This window comes from Roseomonas marmotae, from assembly GCF_017654485.1.
Lineage (GTDB): Bacteria > Pseudomonadota > Alphaproteobacteria > Acetobacterales > Acetobacteraceae > Pseudoroseomonas > Pseudoroseomonas marmotae.
This window is the reverse complement of sequence record NZ_CP061091.1, coordinates 1395803-1418864: the sequence shown is the minus strand read 5'-3', so window position 1 is coordinate 1418864 and position 23062 is coordinate 1395803. Positions and strand designations below refer to the sequence as shown.

Here is a 23062-nt window from a genome sequence, read left to right as displayed (position 1 = left end):
GCGCTCAGGCGCCGGCCACCCAGGTCTCGCAGCAGCTTTTGGCGAGCGCGCGGACGCGGCCGATATAGCTGGCCCGCTCCGTCACGCTGATGGCGCCGCGCGCATCCAGCAGGTTGAAGAGGTGGCTGGCCTTGATGCACTGATCATAGGCCGGCAGCGCCAGGTTGCGCGCCACCAGGGCCGCGCATTCGGCCTCGGCATCGCGGAAATGGCGGAAGAGCAGGTCGATATCGGCATGCTCGAAGTTGAAGGCGCTGTATTCCCGCTCGGCCCGCAGGAAGACATCGCCATAGGTCACGCCCTGGCCGTTGAAATCGAGATCATAGACGTTCTCGATATTCTGCACGTACATCGCCAGGCGCTCGAGGCCGTAGGTCATCTCGAAGCTGGGGTGCACCACGGGAATGCCGCCGACCTGCTGGAAATAGGTGAACTGGCCCACTTCCATGCCGTCGCACCAGACCTCCCAGCCCAGGCCCCAGGCGCCGAGGGTGGGGCTTTCCCAGTCATCCTCGACGAAGCGGAAGTCGTGCTTCAGCGGGTCCAGCCCGATCTCGCGGTAGCTGGCCAGCAGCAGGTCCTGCGCCGTGTCCGGGCTCGGCTTCATGATGACCTGGTACTGATAATAGTGCTGCAGGCGGTTGGGGTTCTCGCCGTAGCGGCCGTCAGAAGGGCGGCGGGAGGGCTGCACATAGGCCGCCCGCCAGGGCTGCGGCCCCAGGGCGCGCAGGGTGGTGGCGGGATGGAAGGTGCCGGCGCCCATCTCGATGTCATAGGGCTGCAGGATCACGCAGCCCTGCGCCGCCCAGAAACGGTGCAGCGTCAGGATGATGTCCTGGAAGGACAGCGGCTTGGCCGTCCTGGCGATGGCGGGTGTGGCGGTGCTGGTCATCTGTGGCATCGGGCCCTCCGGCACTGTTTGAGCGGCCGTCCCGGGCTTGCGGCCGTGCCGTGCGGCGCACCATAAGGGTCGACCCACAGACCGGCAAGGAAGGCACCCCCGCGCATGTCCGCCACCAGCACTGCCCAGGCTGCGGCCGAAGAACTGATCCGCCGCTACTACGCGGCCTTCAATGCCGGCGATGCCGAGGGCATGCTGGCCCTGCTGACCGATGATGTGGCGCATGACATCAACCAGGGCACGCGCGAGACCGGCCTGCCCGCCTTCCGCGCCTTCATGGCCCGCATGAACGCCCATTACCGGGAAGAACTGCGCGACATCGTGGTGATGGTCAGCGCCGATGGCCGGCGCGGCGCGGCGGAGTTCACGGTGCACGGCACCTATCTGGCCACCGATGAAGGGCTGCCGGAGGCGCGGGGGCAGACCTACATCCTGCCCGCCGGCGCCTTCTTCGAGCTGCGGGACGGCCGTATCGCCCGCGTCACCAACTACTACAACCTGGCGGACTGGGTGGCGCAGGTCGGGGGCTGAGCGCCCCCTTCCCGGCTCAGAGCGCCCATTCGCCCTTGCGCATGACGGGCGTGGCATTCCCCGCCACGTCCAGGCCATCCACATCCACTTCGGCCGAGCCGATCATCCAGTCCACATGGATCAGGCTGGAATTGCCGCCGGCCGCCGTGAACTGCTCATCCGTCAGCGTCTTGGCGTTCACGAAGCACTTCTTATAGGCCTGGCCCAGGGCGATATGGCTGGCGGCGTTCTCGTCGAAGAGCGTGTTGAAGAAGAGCAGCCCGCTCTGCGCGATCGGCGAGGAATGCGGCACCAGCGCCACCTCGCCCAGGCGCCGGGCGCCCTCGTCGGTGCCGATCATCTTCCGCAGCACCTCCTCGCCCGCGCTGGCATGGGCCTCGACCACGCGGCCGCCCTCGAAGCGCACGCGGATATCGCGGATCAGCGTGCCGCCATGCGCCAGCGGCTTGGTGGCGGAGACGGTGCCTTCCGTCATTGCCGCATGCGGCGTGGTGAAGACCTCCTCCGTCGGGATATTCGGGTTGGAGGAAATGCCATTCTTGGCCGTGGAAATGCCGCCCATCCAGGCATGGCCATCGGCCAGCCCCACCTTCAGGTCGGTGCCCGGGCCCTGGAAGCGCAGGGCGCGGAAGTTGCGCTCCGTCAGGATCTTGCGCTTGGCCATCAGGGTGGCGTTGTGCTCGGCCCAGGCGGCCTCGGGGTCCGGGCGGTCGGCGCGCGTGGCGGCGAAGATGGCGTCCCACAGTCTGGCCACCGCCACATCCTCCGGCACATCCGGGAAGACGCTGCGCGCCCAGGCGGCATTGGCGAAGGGCACCAGCGACCAGTTGATGGCGGAGGCCGTGATCAGCTCCAGCGCCGGTCGGTAGGCCTTGGAACGCGCGCGGTTGGCGCGGGCGATCTTCTCGGGGTCCTGGCCGGCCAGCAGGTTGGGGTCGTCGCCCACGATGGCCAGCCGCGCGGCACCCGAGCGATAGGCGGCGGCCATGCCCTCGTACATCCAGACGGGTGCCACGTCGAAGCTCTCATCCCGCGCGTATTTGTAGCGGGCCAGGGCGGATTGGTCGTCCGCGAAGATGGTGGTGACCAGGGAGGCGCCGGCCTTGTAGGCGGCCTCGGTGATCTTGCGGGCCAGCGGCAGGCTGTCGAGGCCGGCGGTCATCACCAGCTCCTGGCCCTCGCCCAGGTTCAGGCCGACGCGCACCGCGATCTCGGCCAGCTTGTCGAGCCGCGTATCCGTGCCTGGAATATGGGTGTCCATGGCCTTCGCACTCCTTGGAAACTGCTGCGGGGATTGCCGCCCCAGCATGGGGCGGTGTCAAGACCGGGGCCTAGAGGCCGACACGGCTCCAGGCCGCGCGTTCCTCGGCCAGGCTGGCGGCATGGTCCAGCGCCAGCGCCGCGCCGCCGCCCAGCAGCCGCATCGGCAGCGGCGGCTTGCGGGCGCCGAAGCGCACCACCCGCACCTTCTCCCCGAACCGGCGGCGGATCTCCGAGGAGACTTCGCCCAGGCGATCCACCAGCCCCAGCGGCAGCGCCTCCCGCCCCGTCCAAAAGCGGCCGGTGAAAAGCTCATCCTCGGCCGCCGTCAGCCTGGTGCCGCGCCGGGACCGCACCCAATCCTTGAACTCGCGATGGATGGAGGAGAGCAGTTCCTCCAGCCGTGCCTGCTGCTCGGGATCCACCGGGCGGAAGGGGTCGAGGAAGGATTTCTGGCCGCCCGCCGTGGTCAGCCGCCGCTCCACGCCCCAGCGTTCCATCAGGTCCTGCAAGCCGAAGCTGGAGGAAATCACGCCGATGCTGCCGACGATGCTGGCGCCATCGGCCACGATCTCATCCGCCGCGCAGGCCAGCCAGTAGCCGCCGGAGGCCGCCGCATCCTCGACGCAGGCGATCACGGGCACCTTCTTCTCCTCCGCCAGCCGGCGGATGCGGGCGCCGATCAGTGCCGACTGCACGGGCGAGCCGCCGGGCGAGTTGATGAGCAGCACGACCCCCGCCAGCCGCTTCAGGGCGAAGGCGCGGTCCAGGATGGGACCGAGATGCTCGATATTGAGGGCGGGGCCGCCCACGGGGCCGCCCCGGGCGGCGATGACGCCCGCCAGCCGCACGATGGCGACGCGGGGCTGGCGGGAGAGAAAGGGAATGCGCATGGAGCAGAGATGTCCACCCTTCCCGCCCTGGACAAGCCATGGCAGTGATGCGGCCGACAGCCCCTGGGAGTTTCCTTGCAATGAAGACACGCGCCGCGGTTGCCTGGGAGGCGGGCCAGCCGCTTTCGATCGAGGAAGTGGACCTGGAAGGGCCGCGGGAGGGCGAGGTGCTGGTGGAGGTGAAGGCCACCGGGCTGTGCCACACTGACAAGTATACGCTCTCGGGTGCCGATCCGGAGGGGATCTTCCCGGCCATCCTCGGGCATGAGGGCGCGGGCGTGGTGGTCGATGTCGGCCCGGGGGTGAAGAGCCTGCGCAAGGGCGACCATGTCATTCCGCTCTACACGCCGGAATGCCGGGAATGCGACTACTGCCTGAGCCGCAAGACCAACCTGTGCCAGAAGATCCGTGTCACGCAGGGGCCGGGCAGATGCCGACGGCACCAGCCGCTCTCCTGCAACGGCAAGCCGCTGCACCACTACATGGGCACCAGCACCTTCTCGAACTACACGGTGCTGCCGGAGATCGCGGTGGCCAAGATCCGCGAGGACGCGCCCTTCGACAAAGTCTGCTACATCGGCTGCGGCGTCACCACCGGCATCGGCGCGGTGATCTTCACGGCCAAGGTGGAGGCTGCGCCAATGTGGTGGTGTTCGGCCTGGGCGGCATCGGCCTGAACGTCATCCAGGTGCCAGGATGGGCGCCAACATGATCGTCGGCGTCGACATCAACCCCGGGCGCGAGGCGATGGCGCAGGTTCGGCAATGACCCACTTCGTCAACCCGAAGGAGATCCAGGCGACCTGGTCGGCCATCTGGTGGAGCTGACCGGAGGCGGCGCGGATTATTCCTTCGAATGCGTCGGCAATACCACGCTGATGCGCCAGGCGCTGGAATGCTGCCACAAGGGCTGGGGCGTCTCGACCAATCATCGGCGTGGCCGAGGCGGGCAAGGAGATCACACGCGGCCCTTCCAGCTAGTGACGGGCGGCGCTGGATCGGCTCGGCCTTCGGCGGCGCGCGCGGCCGCACCGACGTGCCGAAGATCGTCGACTGGTATATGGACGGCAAGATCAACATCGACGACCTGATCACCCACACCATGCCGCTCGAGCAGATCAACGAGGGCTTCGACCTCATGACCCGCGGCGAGAGCATCCGCGGCGTCGTCATCTACTAAGACTGGGACTGACGCGGGCCAGGGCGGCGGCGGGGAACCTTCCCCGCCGCGCCAAGTTCCTACCGTGCATGAGCCGAAGCACGGAGGCGCCCTGATGAAGAACCCTATGGCCGCGGCAGGTCTCGCCCTCGCCCTTCTGGCCGTCCCCGCCCTGGTTCCCGCTGCATACGGCGCCGACCGCCGCCCCACTGAAGCCGAGGCCAGCCGCATCTCCGAAGTGCTGCGCGCCCAGGGCTACCGCGACTGGCGCGGGATCGAGATGGATGACGGCCTCTGGGAAGTGGACGATGCCGTGGCCCCTGATGGAACCCGCCGCGACGTGCGCGTGACGCCGGACGACTACGCCATCATCCCCCGGAGCACGGAGAACCGGCTGGCCAATATCGAGGAAGCCGCCCGCATCGGCGAGGTGCTGAAGCGCGAGGGTTTCGAGCGTTATGAGACGGCGAAACTGGACGACGGTTTGTGGAAGATCGAAAATGCGACGCGCGCGGATGGCAGCCGCTACGACCTGACGCTGGCACCCGAAACCCTGCGTATCCTGCATCGCGACCGGGAGGGCTGATTCACGCATGTCCGCCGATGGAATGAGTGACGAGGCCATCCGGGCCCTGCTGATGAACACGCGGCGGATCGCGGTAGTGGGGGCTTCCGCCAATCCTTCGCGTCCGTCCTTCGGCGTGGCGGCCTTCCTGGTGGACCGGGGTTTCGACGTGACGCCGGTCAATCCAGGTCTGGCGGGGCAGGTGCTGCACGGCTCGGTCGTGGCGCCTTCGCTGGCCGAGGCCACGCCGCTGGACATGGTGGATATCTTCCGCCGCAGCGAGGAAGTGGGGCCGGTGGTGGATGAGGCCATCCGCCTGGGTGCCCGCTGCGTCTGGATGCAGCTGGGCATCATTCACCCCGAGGCCGCGGCCCGTGCCCGGGATGCGGGCCTGATCGTGGTGATGGACCGCTGCCCGCTGATCGAGTGGCGGCGGCTTGGCATGGCGATGAGCGCCTAGCTTTATCTTAACAAAAGATTGCTGGGATTTAATCTCCGCTTGAAGTCAGCCACGCGCTGCGCCAAGTGCCGGGATGCGGGGCGGATACCCTGATCCGCCGCGAATCGAAATTTGCCTGGAAAGGCCCCGCGAGGGGATGGGACATGACCGAAGAAGAACGCCGCATCATTTCCGCCTTTGTCGAGCGCATGGCGGGTGTGGCCGCTCCCCAGCAGGCCGCGTCTCCCTGGGGTGGCAGCAGCGTGCCTGCCGTCCAGTCCCGCCCGCCGCTGCCGCCGGTCGATCCGGAGGCCGACCAGCTGATTGGTGACCTGTTCGCCCGTTATCCGGAAGCGCGCTACCGCCTGACCCAGACCGCCTTCGTGCAGGAGCACGCGCTGGTCCAGGCGCAGAACCGCATCCAGGAACTGGAATGGCAGCTGGAGAACACCCAGCGCCAGGCCCAGGCGTCGCAGCAGAGCCGAGGCGGGCTGTTCGGCGGGATGTTCGGCGGCGGGCAGCAGCGCCCGGCGCCGATGACGCCGCGCCCCGAGCCGATCCAGCCGCCCATGGGCTCCAGCCCCGGCATGATGCAGGCCGGGCGTGGCCCCAGCTTCCTCGGCTCCGCCCTGACCACCGCGGCCGGCGTGGCTGGCGGCATGGTGCTGGGCAATGCGCTGATGGGCATGTTCTCCGGCGGCGCGGCCGAGGCGGCGACGAGCGCCGCCGGCGCTGCCGGCGACTTCGCGCAGGAGGCGGTGCCCGCTTCCAGCCCCTGGACCGATCCGGCGCAGGATACCGGTTACCAGGATGCCGCGCCGACCGATGGCGCCGGTAACTGGGGCAATGACGCGGCCGCCGATGGTGGCTTCGACGACGCGGGCTTCGACGAGGACATCTGAAGCGGCGGCAGGCCGCCTGGCCTGCCTCATCCGCCATAGCGTCTTGTTTAGCGTGTATCCCGACCCGGCCAGGCCAGTTCCACCTGGCCGGGTTCCGTTCTAGGAGACGGCGGCGGGGGCCGCGTGCCGGCCCTGCCCGCCACCCCAGGCCGCCAGCAGGCCGCCGCCGGTCACCAGCAGCGCCGCGGCCAGCACCCGCCAGCCCGCCGTTCCCTCCCCCGCCGCCAGCAACAGCAGGGTGGAGGCCACCGGCACGGCATAGGCCAATACGCCCAGCAGGCGCGGGTCTCCCCGCTTCATCCCGGCATCCCACAGGAAGAAGGCGGCCCCCAGCGGCCCGAGCCCCAGCAGCAGCACCGCCAGGCCCTGCCGCGCATCGGGCAGCACCGTCTGCTCGAAGGCCAGATGCGCCAGTCCGGCCAGCAGCGCCGCGCCCAGGCAGAAGCCGGCCACCGCCTCGGTCGGGATACCGGACATGCGCCGGGCCGTGACGGAATAGAGTGCCCAGACCAGCGCCCCCGCCGCCGCGCAGAGGAAGCCGGGCAGCGCGCCCACCGGGAAGCCGGCGCCATTGCCCAGCAACAGCGCGCAGCCGGACAGGCCCAGCGCCACCCCTGCCAGCCGCGCCATGCCCAGGCGCATCCCCAGCAGCGGTGCCGAAAGCAGCACGATCAGCAGCGGCCAGAGATAGTTCAGGAGGTTGGCCTCCACCGCCGGCGCCAGGGCCAGGGCGGCGAAATACAGCGCGTGGTAGCCGAAGAGCCCGCCGACGCCATGCGCCCAGGCCAGCCCGCCCTGCCGCAGGCATGATAGCCGCCCCTGCGCCACCACCACGGCCAGGGCAAGCCCACCCCCCACGGCCATGCCCATCGCCGTCAGTTGCAAGGGCGGGATTCCGGCCGCCATCCGTGCCAAAACCCCCAGGAAGGCCCAGAGCAGAAGGGCACCGCAGCCGGCGATATCATGTCGTGTCATGCCGGCATGGCAACCTTACCACGAGCGGAGCATTGAGCGGAGAGCCACAAAGGGGTTTCCGCCATGGGCTTCCTCGTCCGCACCCTCATCACCGCTGTTGCCTTCTGGGTCGCCGAACTGCTGATTTCCGGCATCAGCTTCACGGGCCCTATCAATCTTTTCATCGCCGCCATCGTTTTCGGGCTGGTGAACGCGCTGATCCGCCCCGTGATCGCGCTGCTGTCGCTGCCGCTGACCGTCATCACGCTGGGGCTCTTCACCCTGGTGGTGAATGCCCTCATGTTCGCGATCACGGCCGGCCTGATGCCGGGCATGCGCGTCTCCGGCTTCTGGGCGGCCTTCATGGGCGCCATCATCGTCTGGCTGGTGTCCTGGGCCGCCAGCCGCGCCATCGGCGACCGTTCCGATCAGGCCGCGACCCGCTGAAATCGCCGGCGCGGGTGGCAGGACACCACCCGCGCCAGCCGGCCTCGTATCAATACATGTGCTGGCCGCCATTGATGGAGAGGGTGGAGCCGGTGATGAAACCGGCATCATCGGCGGTCAGGAAGCAGACACCGCGCGCGATGTCCACCGCATGTCCGAGACGCCCGACCGGGATGCGGGCGATGATCTTCTGCAGCACGTCCTCCGGCACCGCCCGCACCATCTCCGTATCCACATAGCCAGGGGCGATGGCATTGACGGTGATGTTGAAGCGCGCGCCTTCCTGAGCCAGGGCCTTGGTGAAGCCGTGGATGCCGGACTTGGCGGCGGCGTAGTTTACCTGGCCATATTGACCAGCCTGGCCGTTGATCGAGCCGATATTGACGATGCGGCCGAACTTCCGCGCGTTCATCCCATCCCAGACCAGCTTGGCCAGGTTGAAGCAGGAGCCGAGATTGGTATCGATCACGGCATCCCACATCCCGCGGTCCATCCGCTTCATGGTGCCGTCGCGCGTGATCCCGGCATTATTGACCAGGATCTCGACCGGGCCATGCTCGGCCTCGATCTTCTCCATCGCCACCTTGCAGGACTCGAAGTCAGACACGTCGAACTTGATGGTCGGGATGCCCGTGCGGCTGGTGAACTCCGCCGCCGCCGCGTCATTGCCGGCATAGGAGGCGATCACCCTGCGGCCTGCCTTCAGCAATTCCTCGCTGATAGCGGCACCGATGCCGCGCTGCCCGCCAGTAACCAGGGCCAGTCGTGCCATAGCGATAGCCTCCTTTTCAGCCTCTTGTTGTTGCCGCCACGTCCGGATCAGCGGAGCGGCAGTGCGTACATCAATCCGCCACGCGTCCAGAGGTTATTATGACCTCGTTCCAATCCGATGGCAGAACCATCGCCCAGATGGCGCGCGAAGCTCTCGCCGTAGTTACCGACCTGGCGGATCACCTGGAAAGCCCAGTCCTCCGGCAGGCCCAGCGCCTTGCCGAAGCCGGGGGTGACGCCTAGCAGCCGCTGGATATTGGGGTCGGTGCTGGCCTTCATCTCCACGACATTGGCCCGGGTGATGCCCATCTCCTCAGCCTCAATCATGGCGGAGAGGGTCCAGAAGACGATGTCGCGCCACTGCTCGTCCCCGTGCCGGACCATCGGGCCCAGCGGCTCCTTGCTGATACGCTCGGGCAGGATCACATGGTCCGCCGGCGCGCGCAGCGCCGAGACACGCAGCGCCGCGAGCTGTGAGGCATCGGTCGTCATGGAATCGCAGCGGCCTGACTGGTAGGCGGCCGTCATCTCATCCATCGAGCTGAGCACCACCGGCTGCACCTGGATCTTCTCCCGCCGCGACCAGTCTCCCAGGTTCAACTCGCTGGTGGAGCCGGGCAGGACGCAGACGGTGGCGCCGTCCAGTTGCTTCGCCGCCAGGATGCCGGAGGCCTTCGGCACCATGAAGCCCTGGCCGTCATAGAAGTTCACGCCGGCCATGTTGAAGCCCAGCGCGGTATCTCGGCTCAGCGTCTGCGTGACATTGCGTGCCAGCACGTCCACCTCGCCCGATTGCAGCGCGACGAAACGGGTCTGATAGGTCGTCGGCATGAAGCGGGCCTTGGCGGCGTCGCCCAGGGTGGCGGCGGCGATGGCGCGGCAGAAATCGGCGTCCAGCCCCTGGAATTCACCCTTCGCATCCGGCGCGGAGAAGCCGGCGACACCGGTATTGACGCCGCAGACCAGTTCGCCACGCGCCCTGACCCCTTCCAGCGTCGGCCCTGCCAGGGCCGGCTGCATAGTCGCGAGAGACGGAAGCAGAGTCAGGAGAATCGGCAGCAGGCGCATCGCGGTGGGTCCCCGGCAATTCATGTCCCAGGCTATGACCAGCCCCGCGTCCTGGCTATGCCCTTCGGGCCGGAGAATGCTCTTGCGATTCTTTGAGGCAAAGCCTAGATCACAAAAGCGTGATGTTAATTATAACCGTTTCATGATACGGCGGCACGGTCCGCCGGGGAGAGACGTCCATGGCGGACAGTTGCTTCCCTGAAGATCAGCAGCAACGCATCGACCGGAGCGCCCTGCTGCTCATGCTCGGCTATATTGAGTCGGAATGCCGCGCCATGGGCGCGAAGGATGCCGCGCGCCATGTGGCCGAGGCCCTGACCCTGCTGTCGCTCACGTTGGACGGCAGCAATTTCGGGAACCTGAGCGTGACCTTGGACAATAGCTGACAAGTTACGGATTTTGCTGGCTGTCACAGGCGGATTCGTATAATCCGCCGCCCACCCCGATATCTGTCACCGGTGAATCCCATGGACACCCCGATCGCCGCGGTCCTCTGGACCGAGCAGGCCCGTCGTGATCTTTCCTCCGTGCTGCGCCTGCTGGGCCACGCGGAACGCTGCTGCATCGAGATGGGCTCGGAAGATGCCGCGGCGCTGGTGGCCCAGGCCATCAACGCCCTGGTGCGCGACGCCGCGGCCCGCCGGATGGCGGCCTGAGGCCAGGAGCGGCGCCGGTTCAGCCGGCGCGGCGGAGCTGGAACAGCGCCTGCTCGCCGAACAGGTTGGCCAGCCACACCGACCGCTTCCACGGCGCCTTCAGCCCCCGTTCATCCACCGCCAGCCAGCGTTCGATCGTATAGCCATCGGCCTCGCAGAGGTCGAAGAAGTCCAGCATGGTGCAGGGGTGGATATTCGGCGTCTCGTGCCAGGGACGGCCCCAGGTTTCCGTCATCGGCATGCGGCCGGTCAGCAGCAGCTTCAGCCGCACTTCCCAATGCCCGAAATTGGGGAAGGAGACGATGGCATGACGGCCGATACGCAGCATCTGCCGCAGCACCTCGCGCGGCTTCTCCACCGCATGCAGCGTGCGGGAGAGCACGACATAGTCGAATGCGCCATCCGGATAGAAGGCGAGGTCGTTATCGGCATCGCCATGGATCACGGCCAGGCCCTGCGCCACGGCGGCGGTGGCCTGGGCCATGTCGATCTCGATGCCGCGGGCATCGGCGCCCTTCTCCCGCGTCAGGTGCTCCAGCAAGGCGCCGTCGCCGCAGCCGATATCCAGCACCCGCGCGCCAGGCGGAATCATCTCCGCGATCAGCCGCAGATCGAGCCGCATATTCTTGGCGACATAGCGGATGGGGCTGGTATCGGGCACGGGCGATGCAATCCGGCTGCGGAGATTCCCGTCCTATACCTGCCTGAGCGCGGCTGGGCGAGGCCCTGACGGCGGGCGTGGAAAAAGGGCGGGCCATCCGGCCCGCCCTTCCCGCCTCACTGGGAAATAACCGCCGGCCGCGTCAGCCGCCGGTCTGCTGCATCGCCGAATTCAGCGCCTGGAGCGCGCTGCTCCGGTCGCGCTTATAGGCAGCGGAGCGTGCCTCGCTCACCATGCGGAGGGTCTGGTCGGTGCCCTGCACGCCGCTGTTCAGCATCTCCGTCTCGGCCCGCTCCAGCGTCGAGGCCGCGGTGCTGTACTGGCCGCGCTGCAGCGCGGTGCGGGCACGGCTCAGCAGCGGCTGGACCTGGGCGGAAAAGCCCATGGAGCTCTGCATGGCCCCGTTCTGCATGGCCCCGTTCTGCATGGCCCCGCCCTGCATGCCGCGCTGGTTCATGGCGCCACCCTGCATGCCAGGGTTGCGGGCGCCCGTCACGCCGGTCTGCATGCCGCTGCTGTCATTGGTGTCCCCGGGGACCGGCTGGCCGCCATAGGAAATCACTGGGTCGCCCCCGCGATTATCGACGATGCGGGGTATGCCACCCTCCTGCATGCCAGGGCCTTGCGGGCCGCGGTAGCGGATCACCGGCGACCCGTCCCGATTGTCGATGATCTGCGGAATACCGTTGTTGGTAGGAGGCGCATGCGGCGACTGGCGCTCGAAATTCTCGATATTGGTATCGCCGCCGGATCCGCTATTGGCGCCACCTTGGGCGAAGGCTGGCGAGGCCACACCTACCGCCAGCACGGCAGCAGCAGCAGCCAGAGCATTCTTCATGGACATCTGATTTCTCCGTCCTTGATTCGGCTGACGCGCCGGTCCCGGAAGACGGAGGTGGCGCGTACCGTTCGTTGTGACGGTAGAACGCCGACAAGGTTACTTGGTTTTCAACAAACGGTAACGCCTGCGTTGCTTATGCCGAGGCCCGTTCCGCCGCCCCGCGCAGGAAGCCGCCCAGCGCCGCGTGGAATTCCGGCTCGTCCAGCAGGAAAGCGTCATGCCCCTTGTCCGAGGCGATCTCGACAAAGGAGACATTCGCGGCGGCGGCGTTCAGCGCCCGCACCAGGGCGCGGCTCTCGCTGGTGGGGAAGAGCCAGTCGCTGTCGAAGCTCGCGACGAAGAAGCGCGTGCGCGTGCCGCGGAAGGCCGCCGCCAGGTTGCCGCCATGCTCCGCCGCCAGGTCGAAGTAATCCATGGCGCGGGTGATGGTGAGATAGCTGTTGGCGTCGAAGCGGCGGACGAAGGTGCTGCCCTGGTGGCGAAGATAGCTCTCGACCTCGAAAACATCCTCTAGGAAGGTCAGAGCCGATGCGCCACGCAGCCGGCGGCCGAATTTCCGGCTCAGCGCCTGCTCCGAGAGGTAGGTGATATGCGCCACCATCCGCGCGACGGAGAGGCCGCGCGCGGGGATGCGCCCATCCTCCCAGTAGCGGCCGCCCTTCCAGTCCGGATCGGAATGGATGGCGGCGCGGCCGACCTCATGGAAGGCGATGTTCTGCGCGCTGTGATGCGGTGCGGTGGCGATGGGCGCGGCCGCGAAGACCATCTCCGGGAAGTCCGCCGCCCATTCCAGCACCTGCATACCGCCCATCGAACCGCCGATCACCGCCAGCAGGCGCGGGATGCCGAGGTGATCCACCAGCCGCTTCTGCGCCCGCACCATGTCGCGGATGGTGATGCTGGGGAAATCGGTGCCCCAGGGGCGGGTCCTGCCCTCGGCATCCACCATCATCTCCCGGGGTCCGCTGCTGCCCATGCAGCCCCCCAGGACATTGGCGCAGATGACGAAGAAGCGGTCGGTATCCACCGGCCTGCCCGGCCCCACCACCGCCTCCCACCAGCCGGGCTTGCCGGTCACGGGGCTGGGCTCCGCTACATACTGGTCGCCGGTCAGGGCGTGGCAGATCAGGATCGCGTTGCTCCGCGCCTCGTTCAGCGTGCCATAGGTACGGTAGGCGACCGTCAGGGGCGCGATGACGGCGCCGCAGTCCAGCGCCAACCCGTCGGGGAAGGTGACGCCCTGATGACGCAGCGCCGCCGTGGGTTCGGCGGAGAAGGCGGGCTTCTGATCGGTCTGGGACGCGGGAGAGTGGGTCATGCCTTCCTACTGAATAGGATCGCCGGGGCCGCAGGTCCATCGCCGGCTGAGCGCCAACACGCCAAGCAGCTTGGCGTGGAGGCAGGAGGGGATTATTGCTGACCTGCCGCCATGCCCGATCAGACCCAGACCGCCCCCTCCCCCCCGGCCGACCCGTCCCTCTCCCGGGACATCCCCGAGGCCGCCCCCACGGCCCCGCCGGACCTTTCCGCCCTGCGCGCGGAGATCGACCGCATCGACAGCGCGATGCACGACCTGCTGATGCAGCGCGCCGCCCTTTCGGCCCAGATGGCGGCCAGCCGGGTGAAGGGCAGCAGCTCCCGCTTCCGCCCGGCACGGGAGGCCATGATCCTGCGCCGCCTGCTGGCGCGCCATGACAGCCCCTTGCCCCGCATTGTCCTGGTGCGTCTTTGGCGTGACATCATCACATCCTCCCTGGCGCAGCAGGCCCCCCTCTCGATGGCGGTGCATGGCAGTGCGGAGGCCAATGCCACCCGGCTGGCGCGCGGCCATTTCGGCCTGCTGACGCCGATGAAGCTGAACCCCACCCCTTCCCGCGTCCTGTCCGCCGTGGCCTCAGGCGAGGCCAGCATCGGCATCCTCGCCGCGCCGGAGGAAGGCGAAGCCCCCGAGGCCGCCTGGTGGACGCAGATGGAGGCGCCCCGCCTGCAGGTGGTGGCCGGCCTGCCCTTCCTGGCCGAGCGCGACAGCCCCGAGCCCCAGGCCTTCGCCATCGCCCTAGCCGAGCCGGAGCCCAGCGGGCGTGACCGCACCCTGATCCGGCTGGAGCCGGAGGCCGAGCACAGCCGGGCGCGCATCGCCAGCGCCTTCGCCGCCATCGGCCTGCCGCCGCGCCGGGTGCTGCGGCGTGAACTGCCCGCCCCCATGGCGCTGGTGGAGGTCGAGGGCTTCGTGACCGCCGAGGACCCGCGCCTCACCAGCCTGCCCTTCCAGCATATCCAGATCCTCGGCGCCTATGCCGAGCCCGAGCCAGAAGAAATGCCCGCATGACCGTGCAGCCCCGCCCTTCCATCCTGACGATCGAGCCTTACGTCGGGGGCGAATCGAAGATCCCGGGCGTCAACCGGATCATCAAGCTCTCCTCCAACGAAGGCGCCTTCGGCCCGCCGCCCAAGGCGATCGAGGCCATCACGCAGGCGGCGCGGGAAGCGCATCGCTACCCCGATGGCGGGGCCACGGCGCTGCGGCAGGCCATCGGCGCCAGATACGGGCTGGACCCCGCCCGCATCGTCTGCGGCAACGGCTCGGACGAGCTGATCGCCCATCTCTGCCTGGCCTATGGCAGCGAGGGCACCGAGATCGTCATGTCCGCCTATGGCTTCATGATGTACGACATCGCCGCCCGCTATGCCGGCTGCCGCGTACTGAAGGTGGCCGAGAAGGACATGCGCGCGGATATCGATGGCATGATCGCCGCCGCCGCCGGCCCCCGGGTGAAGATCGTCTTCATCACCAACCCGAACAACCCGACCGGCACGCTGCTGCCCTCCTCCGAGATCGCCCGCCTGCGCGCCGGGCTGCGGGACGACGTGCTGCTGGTGCTGGACAGCGCCTATGCCGAATACGTCACCGAACCCGGTTACGACGCCGGCGCGAAGCTGGTGGATGCCGCGGGCAATACCATCATGCTCCGCACCTTCTCCAAGATCTTCGGGCTGGGCGGGATGCGCGTGGGCTGGGGCTATGCCTCGCCGGAGATCATCGACACGCTGAACCGCGTGCGCGGCCCCTTCAACGTCGCCGCCGCCTCCCAGGCCGCCGCCGTGGCGGCGCTGGCCGAGGAAGGCTGGGAGGCGAAGTCCGTTGCCCATAACAACGAGTGGCGCGGCAAGGTGGTGGCGGCGCTGGAAGCCGCCGGCATCAAGGTCTGGCCCAGCCATACCAACTTCATCCTGGTGGACTTCGGCGCGCCGGAACGTGCCAGCGCGGCTGATGCGGCATTGAAGCAGCGCGGGCTGATCGTGCGGGCCATGGGCGGCTATTCCCTGCCGCAGTGCCTGCGCATCACCATCGGCACGGCCGAGGAATGCCAGATGGTGATCGATGCCCTGACCGCCTTCGCGCATGGGTGAGGTCCAGGAGAAGGCGCCCGTCTTCCGCCGCCTCTGCATCATCGGGCTGGGACTGATCGGTTCCTCCATCGCCCGCGTGGCGCGGGAGCGCGGCGATCTCGCCGCCACCGTCGTCGCCTGCGACAGCGGTCCCGGTGTCGCCGCGCGGGTAGAGGAACTCGGCATCGCCGATGTGGTGGAGATCGACGCCGCGCGTGCTGTGGAAGGCTGCGACGCCGTCATCCTCTGCGTGCCCGTGGGGGCCTTCGCCAATGTCATGGGCGTCATCGCCCCGCATCTGGCGCCGGGGGCGGTGCTGACGGATACCGGCTCCACCAAGGGCTCCGTGCTGCGGGACCTGCTGCCGCTGCTGCCGGACCATGTCCATCTGGTGCCCGGCCACCCCATGGCGGGCACCGAGCATTCCGGCCCCGATGCCGGCTTCGCCACCCTGTTCGAGGGCCGCTACACCATCCTGACGCCCCCCGCCGGCACCGATCCGGCCGCGGTGGAGAAGGTGGCGGAGTTCTGGCGCCGCGCCGGCTCGATGCTGGAGACGATGGATGCCGCCACCCATGACAAGGTGGTCGCCATCGTCAGCCACCTGCCGCATCTGATCGCCTTCACCATCTGCTCCACGGCGGATGACCTGGCGCAGGAGACGCAGGAGCAGGTGCTGAAATTCGCCGCTTCCGGCTTCCGGGACTTCACCCGCATCGCCGCCAGCGACGTGAACATGTGGCGCGACATCTTCCTGAACAACAAGCCGGCCCTGCTGGAGATGCTGGCCCGCTTCAGCGAGGACGCCCAGGCGCTGGGCCGCGCCGTGCGCTGGGGGCAGGCCGATTTCATCGAGGACCGCATCCATCGCGGCCAGAAGGTCCGCAAGAGCCTGATCGCGCTGAAGCAGGCCTGAGCCGCCCGTAAAGGCGAGGGCTGGACTCTTTGTGAGGCCGGCCCGGCGCAAATTCCTCTCCCCTGGCCCGTTCTCACCCTGCCGACCGTGCCTGCGCCTGAGCCTCGGGGAAACCCGGGCCAGAGCCGCCGGATCGGAAGGCAGGCGGACCATGCCCGCCCTGAGAATTCCCGCCCTCCGGGGCGCATGGCCGGAACCAGGAGAGAGCCCATGGCAGGCATAAAGACCTTTGACGACCTGTTCCTTCACACCCTGAAGGACATCTATTACGCCGAGCGGCAGATCCTGAAGGCGCTGCCGAAAATGGCCAAGGCGGCCGAGGATCAGTCCCTGCGCGATTCCTTCATGCTGCACCGGGAGCAGACCCAGCAGCAGATCGAGCGGCTGCAACAGGTGTTCGAGGCGCTGGGCAAGCGCGTTCAGGGCGTGACCTGCGAGGCCATCAACGGCCTGATCGAGGAAGCCGAGGAACTGCTGGAGGAGGCGCCGGAGCCCAGCGCGGTCCGTGATGCCGGGCTGATCGCCTCCGCCCAGGCTGTCGAGCATTACGAGATGGCGCGCTACGGCACGCTGATCGCCTGGGCCAAGCAGTCCGGGAAGAAGGAGATCGTTTCCCTGCTGGAGGAGACGCTGGCGGAGGAGAAGCAGACCGACGCGCTGCTGACCAAGATGGCCACCGACCAGGGCAAGAACCGCAAGGCGGCCAGCGCAGCCTGAGTCCTCGTTTCCATCCGGCTTCCGACCAGGGGGCCTCCCACGCGGGAGGCCCTTTTGGTGCTCAGGCCGCGACCGCGAGGCGGACGTGGCGGCCTTCCATGGCCTCCACCCGCCGCACGCCGATGATCTGGCCGAGATTGCCGGCCACGAGGTGCAGCATTTCCAGCGGCATGGCGTCGAGGCCGATCTCCACCCGCAGGACATCGCCTTCCCGGTGCGCCCGCAGGCGGTCGGGGGTCAGGTCGCGCTTGGCCAGCGGCTCCAGCACGCGGCTGAGCAGGCCAGGGTAAGCCTCGGCGACGACGGTGAACTGGGCCGCGGAAACGGCGGAGGAGACATCTGACATGGAGGTGACGGTCCGGATGATCGGCGCCTGCGTGGCGCGGCGGCTGAAGGGAGGCGTGCGGGGTCATCCCGGCCGCTGCCCCCCGCAGGGCGCTCAGGCGGCCGGGCCGCTAATCATCATCCGGGTGGACGTCATGCGGCACATGAACTGACCATAGGCTTCGTTTCCACGGCGCCACAAGCAGCATGACGCATGGCTCCCATGCATCAGATGCACCCCAAACCCCGCCCGCCAGGGCGTCGCACGGCTTGCGCGTCCCCGGCTCTGGGCCATCTTTACGCGATGCAAACCGCCGTTACCGTACTTCTGGTCATCGTCATGCTGGCCACCCTGGGCACTCTTTTCGCAGGCATGCTCGGGCTCGCGCGTGGCGAGGACGGCGCGAAGTCCAACCGGCTTATGCGCTGGCGGGTCATGCTGCAGGGCCTGGCCGTGGCGCTGTTCGTGCTGCTGCTACTGATCAGCCGGCACTGACCGATCGGTCATGCAGCACTTGCCAGCGGCCATAACAGGGCTTTAGGTTTCGCGCGCGGCCGGGAGGCGGGCACCTGCCGGGTGCCCCGGGGTCGCGGCGGATAGCCGGTCCGGCGGTCCGCCCGGACGGCTTCGGCAGCATGAGACGGCGCAAGAAGGACAAGCCCTACCGATGAAGCTCCTGGTCCCGGTCAAGCGGGTGGTCGACTATAACGTGAAGGTTCGCGTCAAGGCGGATGGCACGGGTGTCGAGACCGCCAACGTCAAGATGTCGATGAACCCCTTCGACGAGATCGCCGTGGAAGAGGCGGTGCGGCTGAAGGAGAAGGGAATCGCGACCGAGATCGTGGCCGTCTCCATCGGGCCGGCCCAGGCGCAGGAGCAGATCCGCACCGCACTGGCCATGGGTGCCGATCGCGGCATCCTGGTGGAAGCCGAGGGCGCCGAGCCGCTGGCGGTGGCCAAGATCCTGAAGGCGATCGCCGAGCGCGAGCAGCCGCAGATCGTCATCCTGGGCAAGCAGGCCATCGACGACGACATGAACGCCACCGGCCAGATGCTGGCGGCGCTGCTGGGCTGGAGCCAGGGCACCTTCGCCAGCAAGGTCGAGATTGCCGACGGCCGCGCCACCGTGACGCGCGAGGTCGATGGCGGCCTGGAGACGGTCAGCCTGTCGCTGCCGGCCATCGTCACCACCGACCTGCGGCTGAACGAGCCCCGCTATGCCAGCCTTCCCAACATCATGAAGGCGCGCAAGAAGCCGATCGAGACGCTGAAGCCCACCGATCTCGGCGTCGATGTCACGCCGCGCCTGACCGTGCTGAAGGTCGAGGAGCCGCCGAAGCGCCAGGCGGGCCGGAAGGTCGCCTCGGTGGCCGAGCTGGTGGACAAGCTGCGCAACGAAGCGAAGGTGATCTGAGCCATGGCCGTCCTGATTCTCGCCGACCGCAGCGAAGATCATGTTTCCGTTCCGACCCGCTCCACCGTGGCGGCGGCGACGCAGATCGATTCCGACGTGCATATGCTGGTGCTGGGCAATGCCGCGGCCGCGCAGGCGGCCGCGAAGCTGCCCGGCGTCACCAAGGTGATCCAGGCCGACGGTCCGGCCTATGAGCACGGCCTGGCCGAGCCCGCCGCCGCCCTGCTGCTGGCGCTGGCGCCCGGCTACACGCATCTGCTCTCGCCGGGCAGCGCCATGGGCAAGAACATCATGCCCCGCGTCGCCGCCCTGCTGGACCTCCAGATCATCACGGACATCGCCGGCGTGGTGGACGCGGAGACCTTCCGCCGCTTCATCTATGCCGGCAATGCGCTGGCCACGGTGAAGTCGGCCGATGCGAAGAAGGTGATGACCGTCCGCGCCGCCAGCTTCGACCCGGTCCCGGCCGAGGGCGGCAACGCCCCGGTCGAGGCGGCGCCCGCGGCCGAGGCCCCTGCCCTCTCCTCCTTCGTCGGCGCCGAGATCGCCAAGAGCGAGCGGCCGGAACTGACCGCCGCGCGCGTTGTCATCTCCGGTGGCCGCGCCCTGGGCTCGGCCGAGAACTTCGCGATCCTGGACAAGGTGGCGGACAAGCTGGGCGCCGCCGTCGGCGCCTCCCGCGCCGCCGTGGATGCCGGCTACGCGCCGAACGACCACCAGGTCGGCCAGACCGGCAAGATCGTGGCGCCGGAGCTCTATATCGCCGTCGGCATCTCGGGCGCCATCCAGCACCTCGCCGGTATGAAGGACAGCAAGGTGATCGTCGCCATCAACAAGGACGAGGAGGCGCCGATCTTCCAGGTGGCCGACTACGGCCTGGTGGGCGACCTCTTCAAGATCATCCCGGAACTCGAGCAGGAGCTGGGCTGAACCCATGGCGGAGATCAGCACGGTCGGCGTCATCGGCGCCGGCCAGATGGGCAATGGCATCGCCCATGTGGCGGCGCTTGCGGGACTGGATGTCGTGCTGGTCGACGTCAAAGCCGAGGCGGTCGAGAAGGCGCGCGCGACCATCGCGAAGAACCTCGACCGTCAGGTGAGCAAAGGCAGCATCGATGCAGCCGTCAGGGAGGCCGCCCTCGGGCGCATCCAGGGCGGCACCGACATGGCGGCGCTCTCCGCCGCCGATATCGTCATCGAGGCGGCGACGGAGCGCGAGGACCTCAAGCTCTCCATCTTCAGACAAGTGGTGCCGCTGCTGAAGGCGGATGCCATCCTGGCCTCCAACACCTCCTCCATCTCCATCACCCGCCTGGCCGCCGTCACCGACCGGCCGCACCGCTTCATCGGCATGCACTTCATGAATCCGGTGCCGGTGATGAAGCTGGTGGAGATCATCCGCGGCATCGCCACGGATGACGAGACCTTCGCCGCGGTGCAGCAGCTTGCCGAGCGGATGGGCAAGACCACGGCGGTGGCGCAGGACTTCCCCGCCTTCATCGTCAACCGCGTGCTGATCCCCATGATCAACGAGGCGGTCTATGCGCTGCAGGAAGGCGTGGGCGACGTGCGCTCGATCGACGCCGCCATGAAGCTGGGCGCGGCGCATCCGATGGGCCCGCTGGAACTGGGCGACTTCATCGGCCTGGATACCTGCCTCGCCATCATGCGGGTGCTGCACGAGGGCATGGGGGACAGCAAATACCGTCCCTCCCCGCTGCTGGTGAAGCATGTGGAAGCGGGCTGGCTGGGCCGGAAATCCGGCCGCGGCTTCTATGACTACAGCCAGGAGCCGCCGCGCCCGACGCGGTAGCCCGCCCCGGGCGCGATGGGCGCCGTCACCTCAGGGCGTGCGGACTTCCGGGTTGTTCCAGACGGGCCTGCCGAGGTTCAGGTCACGGGGGGAAGTAGTCGCCCCGGTCACCGCGCCGGCGCCACCGCCGACGAGTGCGCCACCGACGACGCCCACCGGCCCGGCGATGGCGCCCACGCCGGCACCCGTCGCCGCACCGGCGGCGGCCCCGCCCTGCACGCGGTCACGATCATTGGTACCACAGGCCGCCAGCGCGAGCGCCAGAGCGGTCATACCGATCAGCTGTAATTTCATCCTGGTTCTCCCTGCGGGAACCGATCCTCGCCCGAGCCGGCAGAATGCCGGAAAGCTTGGCCAAGGCCGGTGTCGTCTGGCAGCGTAACGACGAGGGTGCCAAGAGGTTGCTGGACAGGCCGGCGTGAAGGTCCTGGCCATGGCAGCCGCATCGGGGCTTGGCGCGGCCCCATCTGCCGCGCCATATCGCCCGCATGAAACGGTTCTGGGACACTGCCACCGCCGCCCCGCACGAGGAGGGCGGCTTCACCCTGTTGCTGGACGGCCGGCCGATGCGGCTGCCGGCCGGCGGCCAGCTGCGGCTGGCGACCGAACGCCTGGCCGATGCCCTTGCCGCCGAGTGGCAGGAGGCCGGCGGCGCCAAGGGCGGCGAGATGACGATGGAGATGGTGCCGCTGACCCGCGTGGTCAGCACCGCCATCGACCGCGTGGCGCCGGACCCCGGCCCCAGCGTGGATGCCATCGCCCAGTATGGCGAGACGGACCTGCTCTGCTACCGGGGCGAGGACCCGCGCCTGGCCGCCATCCAGGCGGCCGAATGGCAGCCGCTGCTGGATTGGGCGGCGCTGGAACTGGACGCCCCGCTGAAGCACACCAACGATATCCGGCATGTGGCGCAGCCGCCGGAATCGCTCGCCGCGCTGCGGCGCGCGGTGGCCGCCCTGCCGCCCCTGCCGCTGACGGCGCTGGGCCTGGCGGTGCCGCTGCTGGGTAGTGTGGTGCTGGGGCTGGCCATGGTGCACCGTCGCCTGGACGCCGCCGAGGCGACCCGGCTGGCCATGGTCGAGGAAAGCTGGCAGCAGGATTTCTGGGGCGAGGATGCCGAGGCGATGGCGCGCCGCCGCGCCATCGCCAGGGATGTGGCCCTGGCCGAGAGAGTGATGCTGCTGGCGCGCGACTGAGCGCCGGACGAGGAGGAACGATGGACGCCAAGCTGGTACGCATCCGTGGTCGGGTGCACGGGGTCGGCTACCGCGACTGGATGGTGCGGGAGGCGACACGGCTGGGCGTGCAGGGCTGGGTACGGAACCGAAGTGACGGCAGCGTGGAGGCGCTGGTCTGCGGCGAGGCCGCCGCCGTCGGCGCGCTGCTGACCGCCTGCCGCGCCGGCCCGACCATGGCCTGGGTGCAGGAGATCACCGAGGACTTCGCAGAGCCCGCGGAGGAACCCGGCTTCCGCCGGACGCCGAGCCTGTGACGCAACCCTACCGGGTCCAGGCGCCGATCATCCTCTTTTCCTTCAACCGGCCGCACTATCTGGACCAGGTCTGCGCCGGCCTGGCGGCGCAGAAGGGCGTGGTATTGGACCAGCGGCGCATCTGGCTGCTGCAGGATGGCGCGGTCTCCGCCCTCAGCGGCCGCCGCCATGCGCGGGACGAGGATATCGCGGAGAGCATCGCCGTCTTCCGCCGGCATTTCCCACAGGGGCGGGTGATGGCGAGCGACGGGAATCTCGGTGTCGCCCGCAACATCCTGCGCGGCGAAAGGCTGGTCTTCGAGGCGCTGGAACAGGATCTCGGGTATTTCTTCGAGGACGACCTGCTCCCCGGCCCCTGGTATGTCTGGGCGCTGGAGCGGCTGCGGGAGCAGACGGAACCCTTTCCCCGCGTCGCCTATTTCGGCGCCTATGGCGACCACCGCCGCAACTACCCGGGGCCGCAGGTCAGCTATATCCCGCTGGAACACCACTGGGGCTTCGGCCTGCGCCGCCATGGCTGGCTGAAGATGATGGAGTGGCTGAAGCCCTATTACGCGCTGCTGGAGGGCCAGGATTACCAGCGCCGCGACCATGCCCGCATCTTCCGCCTCTATGAGCCGCTGGTGGTGGGCACGGAGGCTTCCTCGCAGGATGCCGCCAAGAGCCTGGCCTGCATGGAGCTGAACCTGACGCGGGTCATGACCAACGTCTCCTTCGGCCGCTATATCGGCGAGGAAGGGCACTCCTTCTCGCCCACGCATTTCCGCGCCATGGGCTTCGACTGCCATACCATCGCGGCGGGCGATGATTTCAGATTCGAGCCGATGACGCTGGAGAAGCTGCTCTGGGTGGATGGCTTCCACCGCCGCCATTACGAACGACTGAAGCGCGAACGCTTCCAGGCCGTGCTGGACGCGCATCCGCTGCGGGACTGACGCCGCCGGTCGG

General features: G+C 68.4%; 30 protein-coding genes and 1 pseudogene. 20 read left to right on the top strand and 11 right to left on the bottom strand.

What is annotated here, in order from left to right; translation table 11 throughout:
- Nucleotides 1-4: 4 nt before the first annotated feature.
- Complete coding sequence (locus IAI58_RS06730) at nt 5-892, bottom strand: glycine--tRNA ligase subunit alpha (RefSeq protein WP_207448265.1); 888 nt, start codon at nt 890-892, stop codon at nt 5-7.
- Between the two features lie 114 nt (nt 893-1006).
- Here IAI58_RS06730 and IAI58_RS06725 point away from each other — a divergent pair, with 114 nt between their 5' ends.
- A complete protein-coding gene (locus tag IAI58_RS06725) occupies nt 1007-1432 on the top strand; it encodes a ketosteroid isomerase-related protein (RefSeq protein ID WP_207448092.1) in 426 nt (141 codons plus the stop codon).
- Between the two features lie 16 nt (nt 1433-1448).
- On the opposite strand, the gene IAI58_RS06720 is transcribed toward IAI58_RS06725, so the two are convergent.
- Entirely contained in the window at nt 1449-2693 is a 1245-nt protein-coding gene (locus IAI58_RS06720) for an aminopeptidase (RefSeq protein WP_207448091.1), read from the bottom strand.
- Nucleotides 2694-2763: 70 nt separating this feature from the next.
- On the bottom strand, nt 2764-3585 hold the full coding sequence (locus IAI58_RS06715; RefSeq protein ID WP_207448090.1) for a S49 family peptidase: 822 nt from the start codon (nt 3583-3585) through the stop codon (nt 2764-2766).
- 80 nt (nt 3586-3665) lie between these two features.
- On the opposite strand from IAI58_RS06715, the pseudogene IAI58_RS06710 reads away from it, so the two are divergent.
- From IAI58_RS06710 to IAI58_RS06695, 4 genes and pseudogenes are all read left to right on the top strand, one after another.
- Nucleotides 3666-4764 (top strand): annotated as a pseudogene (locus IAI58_RS06710) (S-(hydroxymethyl)glutathione dehydrogenase/class III alcohol dehydrogenase).
- A 94-nt stretch (nt 4765-4858) separates the two neighbouring features.
- Nucleotides 4859-5329: a PepSY domain-containing protein gene (locus IAI58_RS06705; protein ID WP_207445006.1), complete on the top strand. Its 471-nt coding sequence runs from the start codon at nt 4859-4861 to the stop codon at nt 5327-5329.
- Nucleotides 5330-5336: 7 nt separating this feature from the next.
- The gene (locus tag IAI58_RS06700) at nt 5337-5768 is read left to right on the top strand and encodes a CoA-binding protein (protein WP_207445007.1); all 432 of its coding nucleotides are present in this window, start codon (nt 5337-5339) and stop codon (nt 5766-5768) included.
- 143 nt (nt 5769-5911) lie between these two features.
- Nucleotides 5912-6649, top strand: a complete 738-nt coding sequence (locus IAI58_RS06695; protein WP_207445008.1) for a DUF2076 domain-containing protein — start codon at nt 5912-5914, stop codon at nt 6647-6649.
- A 99-nt stretch (nt 6650-6748) separates the two neighbouring features.
- Here the strand turns inward: IAI58_RS06695 and yddG are convergent, their stop codons facing one another.
- Nucleotides 6749-7624 (bottom strand): aromatic amino acid exporter YddG, encoded by an 876-nt coding sequence (gene yddG / locus IAI58_RS06690; RefSeq protein ID WP_207445009.1) that lies wholly within the window; start codon nt 7622-7624, stop codon nt 6749-6751.
- A 63-nt stretch (nt 7625-7687) separates the two neighbouring features.
- Here yddG and IAI58_RS06685 point away from each other — a divergent pair, with 63 nt between their 5' ends.
- On the top strand, nt 7688-8050 hold the full coding sequence (locus IAI58_RS06685) for a phage holin family protein (RefSeq protein WP_207445010.1): 363 nt from the start codon (nt 7688-7690) through the stop codon (nt 8048-8050).
- Nucleotides 8051-8099: 49 nt separating this feature from the next.
- On the opposite strand, the gene phbB is transcribed toward IAI58_RS06685, so the two are convergent.
- Nucleotides 8100-8822: an acetoacetyl-CoA reductase gene (phbB, locus tag IAI58_RS06680; RefSeq protein WP_207445011.1), complete on the bottom strand. Its 723-nt coding sequence runs from the start codon at nt 8820-8822 to the stop codon at nt 8100-8102.
- A 47-nt stretch (nt 8823-8869) separates the two neighbouring features.
- A complete protein-coding gene (locus IAI58_RS06675; protein ID WP_207445012.1) occupies nt 8870-9889 on the bottom strand; it encodes an amino acid ABC transporter substrate-binding protein in 1020 nt (339 codons plus the stop codon).
- A 179-nt stretch (nt 9890-10068) separates the two neighbouring features.
- On the opposite strand from IAI58_RS06675, the gene IAI58_RS06670 reads away from it, so the two are divergent.
- Both IAI58_RS06670 and IAI58_RS06665 read left to right on the top strand, forming a co-directional pair.
- Nucleotides 10069-10275, top strand: a complete 207-nt coding sequence (locus IAI58_RS06670) for a hypothetical protein (RefSeq protein ID WP_207445013.1) — start codon at nt 10069-10071, stop codon at nt 10273-10275.
- An 81-nt stretch (nt 10276-10356) separates the two neighbouring features.
- Nucleotides 10357-10545, top strand: a complete 189-nt coding sequence (locus tag IAI58_RS06665) for a soj family protein (protein WP_207445014.1) — start codon at nt 10357-10359, stop codon at nt 10543-10545.
- 19 nt (nt 10546-10564) lie between these two features.
- Here IAI58_RS06665 and metW read toward each other — a convergent pair whose 3' ends face one another.
- The 3 genes from metW to metX all read right to left on the bottom strand — a co-directional run bounded on the left by metW (nt 10565) and on the right by metX (nt 13365).
- Nucleotides 10565-11167: a methionine biosynthesis protein MetW gene (gene metW / locus IAI58_RS06660; protein WP_207445251.1), complete on the bottom strand. Its 603-nt coding sequence runs from the start codon at nt 11165-11167 to the stop codon at nt 10565-10567.
- A gap of 181 nt (nt 11168-11348) precedes the next feature.
- Nucleotides 11349-12044, bottom strand: coding sequence for a hypothetical protein (locus IAI58_RS06655; protein WP_208776039.1), 696 nt, complete (start codon nt 12042-12044; stop codon nt 11349-11351).
- A gap of 136 nt (nt 12045-12180) precedes the next feature.
- Entirely contained in the window at nt 12181-13365 is a 1185-nt protein-coding gene (gene metX / locus IAI58_RS06650) for a homoserine O-acetyltransferase MetX (protein WP_207445016.1), read from the bottom strand.
- 111 nt (nt 13366-13476) lie between these two features.
- On the opposite strand from metX, the gene IAI58_RS06645 reads away from it, so the two are divergent.
- The 4 genes from IAI58_RS06645 to IAI58_RS06630 all read left to right on the top strand — a co-directional run bounded on the left by IAI58_RS06645 (nt 13477) and on the right by IAI58_RS06630 (nt 17070).
- Entirely contained in the window at nt 13477-14376 is a 900-nt protein-coding gene (locus IAI58_RS06645) for a chorismate mutase (protein WP_207445017.1), read from the top strand.
- Nucleotides 14373-15458 (top strand): histidinol-phosphate transaminase, encoded by a 1086-nt coding sequence (gene hisC / locus IAI58_RS06640; RefSeq protein ID WP_207445018.1) that lies wholly within the window; start codon nt 14373-14375, stop codon nt 15456-15458. Before IAI58_RS06645 ends, hisC begins: the two co-directional genes overlap by 4 nt.
- Nucleotides 15451-16353, top strand: a complete 903-nt coding sequence (locus IAI58_RS06635; protein ID WP_207445019.1) for a prephenate/arogenate dehydrogenase family protein — start codon at nt 15451-15453, stop codon at nt 16351-16353. The genes hisC and IAI58_RS06635 overlap by 8 nt, the downstream gene beginning before the upstream one ends.
- Nucleotides 16354-16563: 210 nt before the next feature.
- The gene (locus IAI58_RS06630; protein ID WP_207445020.1) at nt 16564-17070 is read left to right on the top strand and encodes a YciE/YciF ferroxidase family protein; all 507 of its coding nucleotides are present in this window, start codon (nt 16564-16566) and stop codon (nt 17068-17070) included.
- Between the two features lie 61 nt (nt 17071-17131).
- Here the strand turns inward: IAI58_RS06630 and IAI58_RS06625 are convergent, their stop codons facing one another.
- Nucleotides 17132-17416 (bottom strand): hypothetical protein, encoded by a 285-nt coding sequence (locus IAI58_RS06625; protein ID WP_207445021.1) that lies wholly within the window; start codon nt 17414-17416, stop codon nt 17132-17134.
- On the opposite strand from IAI58_RS06625, the gene IAI58_RS06620 reads away from it, so the two are divergent.
- The 5 genes from IAI58_RS06620 (at nt 17415) to IAI58_RS06600 (ending at nt 20622) form a co-directional block, all read left to right on the top strand.
- On the top strand, nt 17415-17567 hold the full coding sequence (locus IAI58_RS06620; protein ID WP_207445022.1) for a hypothetical protein: 153 nt from the start codon (nt 17415-17417) through the stop codon (nt 17565-17567). The two genes, IAI58_RS06625 and IAI58_RS06620, sit on opposite strands and share 2 nt — an antisense overlap.
- Nucleotides 17568-17698: 131 nt before the next feature.
- The gene (locus IAI58_RS06615) at nt 17699-17890 is read left to right on the top strand and encodes a twin transmembrane helix small protein (protein ID WP_207445023.1); all 192 of its coding nucleotides are present in this window, start codon (nt 17699-17701) and stop codon (nt 17888-17890) included.
- A 172-nt stretch (nt 17891-18062) separates the two neighbouring features.
- Nucleotides 18063-18809: an electron transfer flavoprotein subunit beta/FixA family protein gene (locus IAI58_RS06610; RefSeq protein WP_207445024.1), complete on the top strand. Its 747-nt coding sequence runs from the start codon at nt 18063-18065 to the stop codon at nt 18807-18809.
- A gap of 3 nt (nt 18810-18812) precedes the next feature.
- Nucleotides 18813-19739, top strand: a complete 927-nt coding sequence (locus tag IAI58_RS06605) for an electron transfer flavoprotein subunit alpha/FixB family protein (RefSeq protein ID WP_207445025.1) — start codon at nt 18813-18815, stop codon at nt 19737-19739.
- 4 nt (nt 19740-19743) lie between these two features.
- A complete protein-coding gene (locus IAI58_RS06600; RefSeq protein ID WP_207445026.1) occupies nt 19744-20622 on the top strand; it encodes a 3-hydroxybutyryl-CoA dehydrogenase in 879 nt (292 codons plus the stop codon).
- A 30-nt stretch (nt 20623-20652) separates the two neighbouring features.
- Here IAI58_RS06600 and IAI58_RS06595 read toward each other — a convergent pair whose 3' ends face one another.
- Nucleotides 20653-20916: a hypothetical protein gene (locus IAI58_RS06595; RefSeq protein WP_237182152.1), complete on the bottom strand. Its 264-nt coding sequence runs from the start codon at nt 20914-20916 to the stop codon at nt 20653-20655.
- 194 nt (nt 20917-21110) lie between these two features.
- Between IAI58_RS06595 and IAI58_RS06590 the strand changes: the two genes are divergently transcribed.
- Genes IAI58_RS06590 through IAI58_RS06580 form a run of 3 tightly spaced genes read left to right on the top strand, consistent with a single transcriptional unit; the run spans nt 21111 to nt 23049 of the window.
- Nucleotides 21111-21818, top strand: coding sequence for an ATP12 family protein (locus IAI58_RS06590; RefSeq protein WP_207445253.1), 708 nt, complete (start codon nt 21111-21113; stop codon nt 21816-21818).
- Nucleotides 21819-21838: 20 nt separating this feature from the next.
- On the top strand, nt 21839-22114 hold the full coding sequence (locus IAI58_RS06585) for an acylphosphatase (protein ID WP_207445027.1): 276 nt from the start codon (nt 21839-21841) through the stop codon (nt 22112-22114).
- A complete protein-coding gene (locus IAI58_RS06580; protein ID WP_207445028.1) occupies nt 22111-23049 on the top strand; it encodes a hypothetical protein in 939 nt (312 codons plus the stop codon). The genes IAI58_RS06585 and IAI58_RS06580 overlap by 4 nt, the downstream gene beginning before the upstream one ends.
- Nucleotides 23050-23062 lie beyond the last annotated feature (13 nt).